At 44.3% G+C, this 17,808-nt stretch carries 3 protein-coding genes; all 3 read right to left on the reverse strand.

Annotation, left to right across the window (positions count from 1 at the left end; translation table 11 throughout):
• Positions 1-10,386, reverse strand: a 10,386-nt coding sequence (locus CLV94_RS07745; RefSeq protein WP_121375829.1) for a beta strand repeat-containing protein, incomplete at its 3' end; no start/stop codon positions are given.
• Positions 10,387-10,422: 36 nt separating this feature from the next.
• Entirely contained in the window at positions 10,423-12,333 is a 1,911-nt protein-coding gene (locus CLV94_RS07750; RefSeq protein WP_121375830.1) for a PorP/SprF family type IX secretion system membrane protein, read from the reverse strand.
• Between the two features lie 4 nt (positions 12,334-12,337).
• Positions 12,338-17,608, reverse strand: coding sequence for a T9SS type B sorting domain-containing protein (locus CLV94_RS07755; RefSeq protein ID WP_121375831.1), 5,271 nt, complete (start codon positions 17,606-17,608; stop codon positions 12,338-12,340).
• Positions 17,609-17,808: the final 200 nt, after the last annotated feature.

The raw sequence follows: 17,808 nt of genomic DNA on the forward strand, positions 1-17,808 counted from the left end.
CGGCTGTGTTACGGTGATGTTCGACAATACGATTTCGCATCCTATCGCGTCCCTTACATTTATGGTATAAGTTCCGGCCGCAAGATTGCTGAAAGTGTCCGAAGTTCCATAAACAAAGGCTGGCGATATCGCATATTCTATCGTTCCGGTTCCTCCAGTCGCGGCTACTTCGATGCTTCCTGTCGATTGTCCGAAGCACAATACGTTTGCAGTCACATTTGCGGTTGCTGCGATCGGCTGCAGGTTATTGATGGTAAACGGAGCCGTTTTGGTACAGGTATTCTGGTGCTGTACGTAGGCGGTATAGTTTCCAGGCGCCAGATTGGTAAAGGTATTCGAAGCCACATAGGTTATTCCGTCCAAAGAGTACTGGACTTGTCCTATAACAGATGGGTCTACATTGATTGTTACCGTATTTCCAGGGACATTATTGGTACAGTTCGGCACCACCGTCGCGGTAGGCTGGATGTCTACGCCAGGATTTATCGTGAAAGTCAGCGGAGTTATAGAACATCCGTTGGCATCTTTTACGTAGATGGTGTAGGTCTGTCCTCCGTTCAGGTTCTGGTAGACAAAAAGGTCCTGTACAAAATCTGCAGCGTTGTTGGAATCGAGGCTCGTAAAATACGGAGCCGTTCCTCCTGCAGGCGTAATGGTAATCGTTCCGTCATTATTTCCAAGACAGGTCTCTGGCGTTCCGTTTACCGTTGCAGAAAGAGCCGCTGCCGGTTGTGTTACGGTGATGTTTGTAAGCTCGACTTCACATCCAATCGCATCTTTTACCCGTACAGAATAGATTCCTGCTGGAAGATTGCTGAAAGTGTTTGCCGTTCCATAAACGAAGGCTGGTGAGATGGCATATTCTATAGTTCCAGTTCCCCCGGTAGCAGTTACTTCGATGCTTCCAGTCGATTGGCCGAAGCACAATACATTTGCTGTTACAGTAGGCGTCGCCGTGATTGGCAGCAAATTATCAATCGTGAAAGTAGCCGTTTTGGTACATCCGTTTTGATGTTGGACGTAAGCGGTATAGTTGCCAGGCGCAAGGTTGGTAAATGTATTTGAAGTAACATAAGTTATTCCGTCCAACGAATATTGGACATCGCTTACGACTTCTGCATTTACGGTTACCGTTGCCACAGTTCCAGGAAGGTTATTCGTACAATTCGCTTGTACTGTAACGGCAGGGATTACTTCTACAGCAGGATCCATATATTGCTCCAACGGAGGATTTACGTTACAACCGTTAGAATCTCTTACATAAATCAGATATAAGGTATCGCCTACCAAATTGGTAAACGTATGCTGGTTGCCGATTACAGGCACGAATGTCACATTGTCAAGACTTACCAAATAGTCTCCAGTTCCTCCCGTGATGCTTATCGAAATCGAACCGTCGGCATCGTGAAGGCAGAGTTCTTGGCTTACGACATCTATTGTTGCTACGAGCGGAGCGGGTTCTAAAATATCAATCTCTAACAATTCAAAACAGCCTTTTTGGTCTTGTACGACAACTTCGTAGCTTCCCGGAGGCAATCCGTCGAATAGATTGTCTGTTACAAATTGGTTGAGGTTAGGGGAGATCGCATATTGAATGATTCCGGTTCCTCCTGTAGTATGAATTTCAATGCTTCCGTTGGCATCACCAAAGCATAATACGTCTCTTTTGGTATAAGTTACCGTCAGCTGCGCTGGATCGGTAATAGTAATGACTGAAGACGTTGCCGTACAATCACCGCTTACTACACGGACATAGTAATTTCCTGCCGGAAGGCCTGTAAAGCTATTTCCTACCTGAGGTCCGGTTAAGACATTGCTTGCTCCATCTAGCAGTTCATACATATAATTGCCCAATCCTCCGGTTGTATTAGCCGTAATAGCCGCAGTGGATTCACCTGAACAATTGATATTGGCACTGCTAAGATCTAAATTCAGCTGTAAAGCCGGAACAGGCAAAATGGTTACTTGGTTGGTCAATACGGCTTGGCAGCCATTGGCATCTCTGACATAGTATTGATACGTACCAGGCCCTACATTAAATACGGCTGTGTTTGAGTAGGCTGTTCCGTTTGTGCTAAATTGGTAAGGTGGCGTTCCTCCAGAACCTGAAACGGTAATCTCTGCCTGTGTCAAGCAGGTTATGTTGCTGGTTATAGACAAGAATCCTTGTACTGGTGTCGGTTCTGTTATGGTTATTGTTGGCGTTGTCAGGTCGCAATTCCAACCGTCTGTTATCGTAATGCTGTAAATTCCTGCTCCAAGTCCTGTGAATTGAGGATTTGTCTGAGGACCAGAACTTAATACTATGGTTGTTCCAGTGGCATCATAGTGGTTCAGGATATATTGATAACTTCCTTGTCCGCCTATTACATTTAGAACTTCGACTGTGGCCGTGTTGTCGCCAAAGCAAAGCACTTGTGTCGTTGAAGCGTTGATGTTTGCCGTGATAAGTGCAGGCTGCACTAATACAACCGTTTGGCTTACGATACATCCTCCCGAGTCTCTTACTGAAACAGTATAATTTCCTGCAGACAATCCTGTGAAAGTGCTATTTGCCGCATAAGCTTGTAGGGTTGTACTCGTAGTGGTATTTACCAATTCATACAAATACGTTCCCCAACCGCCAGTGGCAGAGGCTGTGATTTCTCCTTGGTTGTTATCGCAATTAACGTTAGCAGTCGGATTTGCTGTCAGGACCAAAGGACTGTCAGGCGAAGTCACGGTTACTGAATTAGAATCTTCGGTACAGAAAGGCGTGTCGGTTGCCGTAACAACTACATGAAGATTTCCTGCCGATAATCCTGTTATCGTAAATGGATTTACAGTCGTATTGCCAGTTCCTGTGGCTACTGTCGTTCCAGCCGCATTAAGGACTGTATACGAATACGCTCCGGTATATCCTGTTACGTTTATAACCAAACTTCCGTCAGAATCTCCGAAACACGTTACAGGAGTAGGGCTTGATGCGATTACTTCTATAGTATCAAAAGGAAGAATTTCATAAGGTACAGAAAGCATATAGCATCCTGTGACATTATCGGTTACTTGGAACGTATAACTTCCAGGCTGCGTAAGCGGCAATGTTGCTGTGTAGGTTCCTGCTCCTGGAGCTATGGAAGCCTGTGATCCTAATGGCAAGACATCGAAAGTAAAATCTCCCGATCCTCCGGTTACGGTTATCTGTACGGCTTCATCGTTTGTACAAGTAATTGCGGTTCCTTGAACAGCTGCAACTACCGTTATTTCTGGTAGCGGATTGATGGTTACTGTTGTCGTCTGCGTGCAATTATTGCTGTCTTTTACTGTTACGGTTATGTTCTGAATACTTCCGTTGTCTACAATGTCGAAGGCATTTGTAGGGAAGAAATTCGTTCCGTCAATGCTATACGAATATGGAGCCGTTCCTGAAGGATTTCCTGTTCCGTCATTCTCAACCGTTACCGTAAGTGTTGAAGTGGTTACCGTATTAGAAGCATTACAAGCAAAGGCTGTTGCCGTAGCGCTGATGTCTAAAAGTGATGGTTCTGTAATGATTACGGTTTGAGTATCCGAACAATTTTTGCCAGATGTTACCGTCACAGTATAAGTTCCTGCCGACAGTCCTGTAAATAGTGGATTGTTCTGCGTTATGGCAGGATCGGTTCCATTATTGACAGTATAAGTATACGGTGGATTGTCGTTTGATACAGGCAATGTTATGGTAATGACTCCATCTGAACCTGCGTTACAGCTTACGTTTTCTGAAGCTGTCGTAAAGGTTACTGGCGTTGGAACTTCTAGCGAAATTGTTGCTTGTTCGGTACATGTTGAAACGGTGTCATGGATTACTACAATATAGCTTCCTGCCGCCAAACCTGTAAAATTATTTGCTGTTTGGGAAGCGACAATCGTCGTACCGGTGCTATCCTGTAGTTCGTATTCATAAGTTCCAGAACCTCCAAAAGGCGTTACGGTAATTTCTCCGTCGTTGTTAGCACAGCTTGGCTGTACAGCTGCAACAGGAGTAAGATTCAGTGGCGCAAAAATCTGTAGGGTTACTGTGTTTCCGCAGCCATTGGCGTCTTTTATTTGTACTGTATAGCTTCCTGAGGCTAAATTGCTATAAGTAAACGATGCCGCAGCTTGGCTTTGGAAGGCTCCTCCGTTTAGGCTATAGGAATACGGTGCAATTCCGTCAACCGTTCTGTCTACTTGAATGGTGAAACTTCCTTCTGCCGTGTTACATTGATTGGCTACACTTGCAGTGATGATAGGAGCTGTGTCTGTTGGCAACGCAATCGGCGCTGCTTGGATACAGTTGTTAGCATCTTTGATATACACGGTGTAATTTCCTCCTTCAACATTGAAAACATTGGTAGCTGCTCCTGCCCAAGTGGCTACTGTAGGTGCTGGGTTTCCTCCAGCCACTAATTGGTATTGGTAAGGAGCGGTTCCGTATTGCCCTGTTGCTGTAATCTGCCCTGCATTTGCAGTACAATTGTCATTTTTAGTCACGGTAGCTGTGACTTGCAACAGATTAGTCGATTGGCTTATGGCAAAAGAAGGAGAGGCGTTCGTACATCCTGAAAACGCACCGCCTACTTCTGTAAACAGTATGTAATAATTTCCAGGGGCAAGCATACCAAAATTATTTACCGTCACGGGATTGCCAGATGCTGGTAATGGCGAGGTGCTACCTGTTATTCCTGTGCTCGTATTAGACTGTGCATTGAAAATTTCATAATTTACCTGCGATGCTCCAGTATCGTAGTTGCTAAAGGTAAATGAAACACTTCCGTTTCCACTTCCTGTACAAGAAACGTTGCTTACGACATTAAGCGCAGCCGTTAGGTTGGAAGGCGAATCGATCGGAAGGTCTGCGGATTTGAAATAGTAGCATTGCGTCACTACGTCATAAACCACAAAAGTATAAGTTACACCCGGAGTCAGTCCTGTGAAGGTTGAAGTTTCTGGAGTTCCCGGGTTGGCAGGTTGGTAATTGTTGGAATACGGAATCGTATTGTATTCTAAAATTGCAAACTGGAAGTTACCGCTGCTCACTGCCGAAGTCACTGTAATTTGTGCAGTTCCTCCGTTCAAACAGTCTGCCGTAACAGCAGAAACGTCTATGACTAAATCGTCTGGAGGCGAAGCGATTATGATATGGCTTCTCACTACAGAACATCCATTAGCATCGATCACATCGACCTGATAAATACCAAAGGCCAAAATCTGGAAAGAATGGTCTTCTCCTGCGGTAGTCACATAAGTGTCAGAATAGCCGAAGTTGTTGCTTACATGATACGTATATTGTCCGGTTCCTCCTGTAACATTTTGTACGATAATTTCACCGTACGATGTGCCACCAGGATTGTTACACGTAATATCTACAGTTGAAACGTTGTAGGTGATGGCAGCTGGCTGTGCCAAAGTAATGGTTGCTGTATCCGAACACGAATTGCTGTCGGTTATAGTGATTGTATAATTTCCTGCCGGTAAGCCTGAAGTCTGAGAACCGTAATTGGTTCCCGTTGTTGTATTTACCACAGAAATGGCTATAGGAGCCGTACCGACAGTAGTATCGATCACAACTGCAATCGCACCGCTATTGTCGCCGTTGCACAAGATATTCTGTGTTTGTGTTACAGAGGTTATTACAGGATTGGTTATTGGCGATATGGTCACTATGTTCGTCCCAATAATACATCCGATGTTATCTGTAATTTGGAATTGGTATGTTCCTGGTGCTGCTGTTGAATAGTTTATGGTTGATCCGGTTACTGCTGTAGCCGTGCCGTACGTTCCTCCGTTTACAGAAGTTTGGTAAGAATAAGGAGCCTGTCCGCCACTAATTGCAATATCAATCACGGCATTCGGACTCGCCGTACAATCCAAATCTTTATTCAATACAGAGATAGCCACAAGCTGCTGCCCGATGATTTGGGTGATAGTATCGGTACAGCCATTTGAATCGGTTACTTCAATAGTATACGTGCCCGGTGTCAGATTGGCAAACGTATTAGAAGCTTGACTTCCTGCTCCGTTTAAGGTATAAGAAAAAGGAGCCAGTCCGCCAGTTACGCTTACGGTTATAGAAGCACTGTTTGTAGTATCATAACAGATATCCGAAGTAGCTGCTATCGAAAGCGTAGGGCTTGTGACGGCACTTAGCGAGAATGTTTCGGTAACGGTACAATTGTTTGCGTCTTTTACCGAAATCGTATACGTTCCAGGTAATGTCAGGTTGTTAAAAACGGAGCTGGATTGAGGTCCAACAATCGTTCCGTTTGGCAATTGCAATTGGTATTGATAGCTTCCCCATCCGCCCACGGCCGGAGCAGTGACGTTTCCGGATCCAACACACGTAATCGGATTTACTGTTGGTGTCAAATCTAACGCTGCTGTCGGGCCATTGATTGCGACTACAGCTGTTGCCGTACAATTTGTTGCCGAATCAGTTACCGTAATCGTATAATTTCCAACAGGAAGATTATTGACTGGGATTGCCGTTGCTGTCGTGTTTGTTCCAGAAGCTACTGTTGTTCCTGAACCGTTTACGACAGTATAGCTGTATGTTGTTCCAAAACCGCTCACGGTATAATTTGCCGAGCCGTTTGCTTGGCCGAAACAAATAACATTGCTTACAGGCTGTCCGGTAACGGTAATCGGAGTCACCAGATTGATCGTGTAATTTTTAGTGAATGAACATCCATTGGCATCGGTTACTTCAAAAGTATATGTTCCTGGAGCCAATCCAGAAAATACAGGATTGCTTCCGTTGTTTGCTATGGCAGCCGCAGGAGCTGTTATTTCATAGACAAACGGACCTGTTCCGCCAGTCACTGTCAAGGTAACATTCGATGTCAGGGCTGGACAGCTCGGAGCAGTTGCCGCAAACTGAATGTTGGTAGGTGGAGACAATGGATTGATCGTGATGGCATTGGTGCTGAACGTACAGCCTTCAGCATCTCTTACTGTTACCGTATAGGTTCCAGCTGTCAGGCCGCTAAAAGAAGTGGCGCCGCCAAAATTGATACCGTCGATGCTGTATTGATACGGAGGCGTTCCCCCTGTTACGCTTCCTGCCGTCACGCTTATGGTTGCTCCTCCAGTGGTACAGTTATAAGGCTGTGTCTGGGTTACTGCTCCTGTTAGCGGTGCAGGCTGTGTTAGCGTGAATGTAGCTGGAAAAGAACAGCTTCCAGTAGTATTATTTTGTATGAAGTTGACGGTATAATTACCCGGAGCCAATCCGTTGAAGATACCAGAAGTGTTCGTGCGAATTACAGTGCCTGTTGCATCCAGCAATTCAAAAGAGTACGAAAAGCCATTAGCGTTGGTCACCGTATAGGTTATGCTTCCGTTGTTGGCACCGTTGCAGCTTATGTTTTCAAAACTGGTCGTGAATACCACATCTGGAAGATTCTGGATGGTTACCGGATTTGACAATACCGTACAGTTATTGTTGTCTACCATAATAAACACATATGTTCCTTGCTGGCCTATCGGGATTTCGAAGGTATCGATGTCTGTATAATCGCCAGCCGTTGGATTAAGTAGTGTTCCATTAAAGCTGTAGATAGCGAATACATATGGCGCTTCGCCACCTGACGGAGTCAATCGGATGCTGCCTGGCGTACAAGAGATGTTTTGGACAATCGTAGCATTTAAGCTTAAATTACTATTGTCTAAAATGGTTGTAGTGCTTGTGTACGTACATCCGTCATCTGTCCTCACCGTAACGGTGTACGTTCCTGGATTTAGATTTTGGAAGATATAATCGTTATCTGTCAGCGGTCCTACGTTTATCGTACTTGGTCCGGAAATAGAATAATAGTACTGCGGTCTTACATTTGAAGCTTGCAGCCTGATGCTTCCGAATCCGTTGCAGGAAGTATTTTTAGTAATGACGTTTACTTGGAAGTCCAAATCAGAAACTCCAATATCTGGAATCGTGAAAACGCAACCGTCTGTAACACCTTGCTGCCTGATCTGTACCAGATAAGAACCAGCTTGGCTTATCGGAAAGATGGGACTGCTCTGGTACCCTACCAAAACGGCGCCTGTGTTTTGATTGACCAATTGGAACTCATAAGTCGAAGGCACGTTGGTGACCGTAATCTGTCCCGCCGTGTTACAAGTAATATTTTGTACAATATACTGCGCATCCAAAAGGTTAGTGTAGACATTGAAATAATATCTGTTGAAACAGCCGTTCTGGTAGTTGATGACCACACGGTACTGTCCTGCAAGCGTCACATTGAAATTAGTTCCGGTTCCGAACTGATTCCAAGTACAGGCAAGATTTTTATTCGGACAGTCATCAATACCAACTGCTGGACAGCTGGCCTCATCCAGTTTTTCCCAGATGATGCTCACGGCGTCTGTAATGTTGGTTTGTATAAAACGACTGTCGTTCAATCCGCATAAGAAGATGTTCGGCAGCTGTTCCCCGTCATTCGGACAGATTACGATCTCGTCTGCGAATGGCAGTACCGGATTGGTCTGGTTGGTTCCGAATAGGGTTACGTTGATGTATTCCGTAATTCCGATACACGGCGGAGTCGGTGTATTGATTACATAATAGCTTCCTGGCGAAGTTACTGTAATGCTCTGCGTATTTCCAATAACGGCACCGCTGGCATTATGCCATTCATAAGAAGCATAACCAGAACCGGCAGTCAGGACAACGGAAGCACCACAAAGAATTTCGCTTCTGGTGAAAGCACATTCGTCAATATCGACAAGGAAATTTGCCGGTCCAGGAATTCCTAATCCGCAAGAATCCAATCCTGCATAACTTGGATCGTCTGAAATTGTATTGCTGTTCAATTCTCCTCGATACGTAGTATAAGCTAAATTCTGGATAATATTAGAACAGGCGTTTGTCAATTCGCTACAAGTGTTGACTACTTGGACGCGAATTTTTATCGTATATACAGGATCGCCAATTTCAACCAAGTTGTTAGGCACAGTAAACACCAATTGTCCTGTTCCGGCATTATAGGTATAGGTTGTTCCAGGAGCACCGCTTAAATCTACAGAGCCTGGACCATTAGTAAAGATGGTATTTTCTGGAAGGATATCTCGGATGCTGAGCGCTCTCGTGTTATCATTTCCAATATTTTGAAACGTAATTACATAGTCTAAAACCTGCCCTAGATTCACATCTGCACCGCCAATATCATTACCGCTGATGTCTCTAACAGTCTTGACCAGCTTGATTTCTGGCTCGATTACTTCTACTGCAAAGGAGGTAAGGAATGCACCATATCCGTCTCCTGATGTCAGCAGTCTTAGGGTTGCCCCTGTTTCATTATTGGGTATAATTCCATTCAATGGATTGGACAAGTTGAGCATGTCCAAATCAAGACCCAAGGTATTGGTTCCATAAGGACTCCTGTTCGGGACTTGCGCATTGTTATTGGTAATGGAAGAGTTGAAAAAGTTGTTAGCTGGATTCAGGGTATTGGAAACATCTGTAAAAGTAGCTACCGTATTTGCTTTGATTCTAAGCCTGTCATTCGTGATTCCAACGTCGCCTTCTAAAGCACCTACTCCTAGTTTTGCACGAACTGGGAAAGGGGCAGGAAGTGTTACAAAGCCGTTGATGTTGATGTCTGCCGTCACGTTTCCTTGTACACCGGCATATCCGTCAAAAGTAGAGATGAATTTTCCAGGCATGGTCGGGTTTTCATAAATGATGACCATTACCCAGCCTGCAGAACTCGCCCCGTCTCTTCGGCCTTTGGCAGCACGGAGGTTGGCCAGCGTATAGGTTCCGTTTGGATTTGCTAGTCCTCTCACGAGGCTGGTCACGTTTTTGTAGCACACAATCGGTGAATCCTTGAAAGAGGCAGAAATGTTTGCGGCATTGTATCCGTCAAAAATTATGGCATCTTCATCGCCTGCCGGATCGGCATTGTTGTCTGCCGACAGGTTTAGATAGGCGCCTCCAGGGAGCTTGAATTTGACTTGATTCCAGTCGTTAAACCTCGGCGTTCCTTGCCATTGCGAGTTTTGGTTCGTGCTTCGTTCATACGGATAGGTCGAAGCCCAATACAATCCGGCATAGATTACTTTGGAACAGCTGCTTCCCAAGGACAGATCTGCCGAACTGGAGCTGAATGTAGATGGGTCGCCGTCAATATCGATATATTCCATATTGAAGGAGTTGTTGTCGCTCGTGCCATTGTAAGGCGTGTTTGCTTCCGCTACATTGTTTGCAGCGGCCCTGTTAAGGATATTGTTTCCGACAAAAAGAATATCCCCTTTTACTTTTAAGCTCCCGTTCTGGAGCCTGGGTGAAAAAGGGACGGGTACTTGTGCCTGAGCGCTAAAACAGGCGAGGATAAGACATCCGAGCAGAACGATTGTCTTATGAACGTGATTTGGGAGCTGGTGCATTGTGTTTGTTTTTAGTGGTATTTGTTGTTTTGTTTTTTAATTGGTGTTAATGCTCATGATCCAGATGGGGTCAAAGTAGGTGTTGTCCGCATTTGAATAATAAGATACGAGGGCTTCTTTCCATGATGAATGCTTTCTCAAGTAGACATATCTGAAATTGTTTTTAGGGTTTATAAAATAGCTTGTTTCGACTCCCCGGCTCTTCATTTTTCGCATGAATTTTTCGGTGTTTTCCTGCTCGGCGAAGACATTGGCAATGATATAATAGCCTGTTTCAAGTCCTGCAACCGAGAGCTTGTTTCCTTTTTTAGGGGATTCTCTGATCTTGGCGGTTTTCTTGGAATAGAATTCCTTGATTTCTTCTTCTGTCTTGGCGCTTATTTCTCGTTGCGCTTTTTCGTCTTTCAGGATGTCCTCTACGGAGCCTTCCGTGCTTTTTTGTTGTTCATCGTTTTTGTTTTTGGAATTACTATCTGCGTTCTTGTGGTTCTCGTCCAGCCCGAGCTCGTCGGGATTGTCTACATGGATGATGTAGATGTCTTTTTCTTTGCCTGATGCTTTTTTCTTTTCGTAGGATTTCAAGGCTTCAGGAAGTGATTCGTATCGTTCTATGATAGGCGAACCGTCTTCTGATTTGGAAACGATATAGTATCCGTTTTCGGCATCTTTCAAGTCTTCCATCGTTTTTGGGACTATTTTCTTTCCAGGTTTCGACTTGCGAAGCACAATCGGCTTGGCATTGGCTTCCTTGGCGCTGTTCTCTCTTTTTACATAGTCCATCAGGTTTTTTACCTTCTGCTCGAATTCTGCCTTGCGGATAGTTTCGATAGAGTCTTCTTGCATCAGCATGTCCAACAGGTGCATGTTGCTATCGTCCATCTGTAGTTTCAGTTTTTCTAATTCAAGATCTTTATCGAAATCAGGTTTTCCTTTTTTGGACGCTTTTTTAGACGCCAGTTTTTTGTCTATGGCTTCAATTTGGTCTAAAGTATCTTTCGCAGTAAGGACTTTCTTTTTTGCCAAAAGCCTATCTTGGAACGAAAAGGCCATGGTGATTTCATGCGTAGGACCTAGATTAACGAGGCCTTCCTTAATGGTCCTTTCGTAAGTATAGCCTAAAGAAAGTCTTCTCGTAAAATGAAATCCGATGCCTACGCCTACGCCAAAAAAATCATCGATGCCAGTCTGTATCCATCCGAATTTTGGAAAATCGACCAGCAAGGAACCGCTCAATCCCAAATCACTTTCTTGGTTGACCTTGCCTCGGGCCGCAAGCCTGAAACTGCTGCCTTCGAATAGGTCTGTCAAGGAACTCATCTCATGCGAATACATGATATGGGCCGAAAAAGTCTTGTCGGAATAATCTTTAGCCAGCTTGCTCGATTTGAAATCGTAATCGATAAAATTTTCTGCATAAATTCCAAAATCGATATTGCCGTAGCTGAGGTTGAATCCGGGTTTGATGCTTAACAGCGAATTGTTTCTCATGGCTAGCAATATCGGATCGGGCTCTTCGGTAACGGTCCTATTGCGGTCAACGCCGCTGTTGTAATAGGCGAGGTTAAACCCGAAAGTCAGGTCCATTTTTTCGCTTAGCTTGACGTTGTACGAGTAGTTGGCAATTCCTCCAAAACTTACGATTACGCCTAGATTCTGTTGGTATAAACCAAAACCGAGTCCTGATCTGTCGGAGAATTTTCCTGTATAGGCCAGCATATATACTTTTGGAGAATCGTCAAACTGTATCCATTGGTTCCTGTGGTATAAGGAGATATAGGTATTGTCTTCGCGTACAAAAGAAAACGCAGGATTCTGCAAAAAGCGGTTAAACTTGAGATTGTTCTGCGACGGTAGGTTAAACGTGAGCACAGGGGCGTCCTGCGCGCTTAATTTCATAAAAGAAGCACTAAAAATAAAAAACGATAAGACAAGGTAGTTTTTTATCATCTAGTTATTTTACGATTGTTATTGAGCCACGTTTGGTAATCTTATTGCCTTCCATAATGGTATAATAGTACACGGGATTTTTTAGGGAATAGGTAAACGAGCTTTCCGGCCAGTTGTTCAGGTATCTGTTGGACCTAAAAACGATTGCCCCGTCGGGACCATAAATCACTACTTCCACATTTTCGTTATTGACGAATTTGGTCGGTAGGTTCCATGTGTCATTTACGCCGTCGTTATTTGGCGTTACTACATTGGGTATGGCCATCATGTTGTTTTCCATTCCGGTCACGATAAACTCTTTGGTCACTCGGCATTCTCCGACCTTGGCTATCAGCGTATAGGTTCCAGGTTCTTCTATTTCTATAGACGGACTGTTGGAAACCAGCTCTCCGTTGAAATACCATTCATACGATTGGGCACCGCTTGCTGTCAGCGTTATGGATGTTCCGATAATCAGTGTGATTTCTCTAGGAGAATCTACCGTTATCTGAGCCATGTCAAACGGTATGATTTCAAGCGAATTGGATGTAACGGTACAGTTTTCGTAGCTTACTACTAAGAAATAACTTCCTGCGCTGTTTACCGTCAGAGTACTTTCTGTCCCGATGATGGTCGAGCTTCCTTGCTTGTACCATTTGTAAGTGTATTCCGGATTGTTGATATTGCTTCTTATCGTAACATTGCTCTCAGAAGAACAAAGGATATCGTTCGTAGAAATCACCACTTCATTAGCAAAACTTAAGTTGATGGCAATGGTGTTAGACAGTATAATAGCATAACCAGGAATCGTAACCTGCAAGCTATAAGTACCGCTGTCATTAGGATTGCTTATGGCCAGAGTTGTAGAAGTAGCTCCCGCAATTGGCTGTCCGTTTTTAAGCCATTGGTATTGATAATTGAACGTATTGTTTAAAAGATTTACAGGACCTGATGGCACTACTGCGTTGAATGCGCTTATGCTCAGTTGGGCTGTCGTGCTGCCGCATTGCTGAAAATCGCCGTTTGCCGCAATAGTAACGGTCATCTCGCTCGGATAGTTTATGCGGAAGGCAACTTCTTTTGTGATGACACATCCTTGGGTTTGCCTTACGACGGCCTTGTACAATCCGTCTAGATTTACGGCAAAAGAACTGCTGTTGGAGTTGCTGATTAGTATATCGTTTCTGAACCAGTCAATCGTAGGCTGTAGCGCATCGGTAGTGACAGAAAGCGTTTTTATTTCCCCTGGGATAATAGTGTCAATCAGCGGACTGTTGGGCGTAAGCATAAAATCGCTTTCTCTGATTTCGAGCACGTTTGAGTTGAAAGTACATGTTCCAGTAGCTACAGTCAGCGTATAAGTTCCTGTTTCTGTCGCTGTATAATTGGGGTTGTTTCCACTGCTGATTTCGATACCGTTCTTTAGCCAAGTATAGGTGTATGAACTGTCTGAAATACTACTGCTGATGACCACCTGAGGGTTTTCTGGACACAGCTGTCCGACTGCAGTTATGGCCAATGGCTGTCCGGAAATTAAATTTACAATTATTTCATTCGAGAATACCGGCGCAAAATCAGGCAATGTAGTTCTCAGCTTATAGGTGTCGCTTTCTGTCGGACTGCTAAGTATTATGGTAGATGAAACGGCTCCAGACACTGGATTCCCATTCTTGAACCATTGGTAAGAATAGCTCGAAGTATTGGCAACGGTAATGTTTCCTGCCGGCGTAATTGCTGTCAGAGTTGAAAGGCTTAAAGTAATCGAAGTACTAGAGCATTGCTGATAATCCGAGTTGGCGGCGATAGTGCTTTCGAAGCCCGTCGGATATTCCAAGACAAATATTTTTTCTGCTATAGCATTACATCCTTGCATCTGGGTCACGACTACCTTATACGTGCCATTCTGAGTGGCTGCATAACTATTTTGGTTGGCTCCTGCAATAAGAATGTCGTTTCGGTACCATTGAAATTGAGGCTGAACAGCATCAGTAGTGACAGTTATTATTTTAGTTTCTCCTGGAAGGATAATATCTGTCAAAGGGGAAGTACTTGTTATATTGATTTGTCCGATTTCAAGAGTGATGGCGTCTGATTGTCTCGTACAGCCGCTATGGCTGATGATCAAGTAGTAGCTGCCTTCAGCATCGGCAGTATACGTGCTGGCGGTTGCTCCCGAAATAGGCAAGGTATTTTTATACCATTGATAAGAATAAACAGCATCGGTTATGCTAGAAGAAAGCAAGACAGTCGAGCCTTCGCAAAGCACTCCAGAACTGCTAATTGTTGGGTTTTCTGGCGTCAATTTTATAGCCACAGTATTAGAAAACACAGGAGCAAAATCAGGAAAGGTAATGCTTATCTTGTAGTCCCCGTTCTGCGTCGCGCTGCTTATAATGTGACTATTGCTTACGGCTCCTGCTACTGGACTATTGTCCTTATACCATTGGTAAGCATAAGCACTGTTGGAAGTATTGGTCAAGTCGATAACTCCTTGCGAAGTATTTGCAGTGAAGCTGGTTATTGCAAGTGCCAGAGGACCGTTACTGCAAGGCGTGTAAGAAGCATCCGGAGCGATGGTTATCTGGAAGCTGGTAGGATATTCCAGTACAAATATTTTTTCGGCTACAGCATTACATCCTTGGGTTTGAGTTACGACCACTTTGTAAGTTCCATTCTGAGTAGCGGCATAACTGCTCTGGTTGGCTCCGACAATCAAGATATCATTTCGGTACCATACAAATTGAGGTTGTACAGCATCTGTCGTGACAGAAAGCAATTTGGTTTCTCCAGGCAAGATAATGTCTGTAGCTGGAGAAGTACTGCTGATGCTGATCTGAGCTATGACAAGAGAAATCGGGTCAGACTGTCTTGTACAGTTGCTATTGCTAATTACAAGATAGTAGCTGCCTTCCGCATTTGCGGTATATGTACTGGATACCGCTCCGGGAATCGGCAGGCTATTTTTATGCCATTGATACGAATAAGCTGGATCGGTTATGCTGGAAGAAAGTAAGACAGTCGAGCCTTCGCATAGCACTCCCGAACTGCTGATGGTTACATTCTGCGGCGCCAGCTTTATGTCTATACTGTTCGAAAATACAGGAGCAAAGTCAGGCAGCGTAATGCTGATTTTGTAGCTTCCGTTCTGTGTCGCACTGTTTACGGTATGACTTCTGCCTACGGCTCCTGCCACAGGAATATCATTCTTATGCCATTGGTAAGAATAGGTGTTTGATCTGTTGGTCAGGTCAATGATTCCTTGAGAGGTGTGTGCAATGAAACTGGTTATCGCAAGAATTGCAGGCGCGCTGCCACAAGCGGCATAAGAGGCATCTGGAGCGATAGTTACTTCGAAACTCGTAGGATATTCCAGTACGAATATTTTTTCTTTCTGGACAAGACAGCCTTGGTTTTGAGTCACGACGACCTTGTATGTCCCATTCTGCACAGCATTATAGCTGTTTTGGTTGGCTCCAGCAATCAGGATATCATTTCTGTACCAAGCAAATTGCGGAGTTACGGCGTCTGTGGAAATAGAAAGTGTTTTCTGCTCGCCAGGAATCAATATGTCAAGACTTGGCGTTGTTGTAGTTATATTGAAAGTAGCTATCTGCAAAGCAAGCGTATTGGACTGTCGGGTACATGCGCCGCTCGTGATGACAAGATGATAGTTGCCTTCTGCGGAAGCAGTATAAGTATTCGAAACTGCGCCTGCAATCGCAATATCGTTTTTAAACCATTGGTAAGCGTAAGCTGGATTTGTTATGTTCGATGAAAGCAGGACCGTGCCATTTTCACAAAGGCTGCCTCCGCTGCTTATGACAGCATTTTCAATCGCCAGATTTACATCCAAAGCATTAGAAGTGACCACGCCAAAATCAGGAATGGTAATTTTAAGCACATAGCTTCCGTTTTGTGCGGGACTGTTAATAAGCAGCGATGGCGTTACTGCCCCTGCTACGGCGATGCTATTTTTGTACCATTGATACGTATAATTGTTGGTGCGTCCGATAAGATTTATAGGGTCATCTTCGGTAATGGCGTCAAACTGTGCTATAGACAGCGTTGTCGAGGAACTTACGCAAGAACTGTATCCGGCAGCTGCCTGAATTTCTACATCAAAGCCAAGAGGATAAACTACCGATACGGTGCTTTCTTTAACGATGTTGCAAGGCATGGCTTCGGTCACGACCACTTTGTAAGTCCCTGCCTGCGTAATGTTTAAAGAAGATTGGATAGCGCCTGGAATAGCAGGCCCGTTTTTATGCCACTGGAATTGCGGATTCTGCGCATCGGTTACAGTATTAACAGTTATGGTTTCTCCGGGAATCAATACTATCTCAGACGGAGTGCTGAGCGATAGATTGAAATCGATTATTTCTAACGTAATTGGATTCGATTCAAAAGTACAGCCGCCGACCGTGATTTCAAGATGGTAGACGCCTCCTTCTGATGCTTCATACGTAGAGGCATTGGCTCCGGGGATAAGGATGTTGTTCTTGTACCACTTATAAGAATAGCTGGCATTTTGAAGAACGCTTGTCAAAGTCCGCGTATCGTTAGGGCAGATAGCGGTCGAGTTGTCTTCGGCTTGGATGGTTGGCGACAGCACGCTCTGGGCTTGTACCTGTACGATATTAGAATACGAATTCATCACGCAGGTCCCGTAATCCACAACAACATAGTATGATCCTGGCTGGGTGACTCTAAGCGACGGCCCGTCTTCTCCCGGTATTTCGATAAAATTTTTATACCATATGTAATTCAGTGCTGGATAATACACAGGAGAGGCCGGAGTTCCGTTATTGTCAATCTGCAAAAGATAATCTTCGGCTCCGCACAAAGTCACGGTGCCATTGTTTCCATTAATCGAGAAAGGCTGGTTGTGCACAGCGTAGTAGGCCGCAAAGGCATTGCTGTTTGGGCTGACTTTTACAGGATTTGTACTTCTGACGCGGATACGGTAGCCTTCTCCATACGTATCTGGCGGCAGGCTAAAATTGCTGGTTACGGGTGAAGTGGTATTGGTGAGCGTCTTTACGATAACGGGACTTGCAAAACTTCCGTTTCTGTCGGAAAGCTCAACGATGAACTGGTTAGAGGCGCCCAGATTCTGTACCGGAAAGAAAGAGAATGAAAAATTGTAAGTATTGAAACTTGCCGAAGCACAGGCCTGCGTGAAAGCGATAGAAGGCGTCGAGATAGTTATCTGCGAATAACTAAAGCCTGCAAAGCCCAGCCCAACAAGGAAGCAGTAAAGCAAACACAGTTTTTTCCGCTGATTATATGTTTTCATGGCAAACCTTAAGTTATCAATACTCTGGCAATGCTATTAAATATACAGTTCCCCCAAATTGTATACTAATAACTATTAATGTTTCCCTTTTGTCTTATAATCACTTCTTCATTAAAAAATTTAAATAGCTTAAATTTTATCAAATATGAATTCCTACAATCCATCTCTTGTTTTAAGAGGTCTCAAAAATAGTAAAAAAA

The sequence above is a fragment of the Flavobacterium endophyticum genome, from assembly GCF_003634455.1.
Taxonomy (GTDB): domain Bacteria; phylum Bacteroidota; class Bacteroidia; order Flavobacteriales; family Flavobacteriaceae; genus Flavobacterium; species Flavobacterium endophyticum.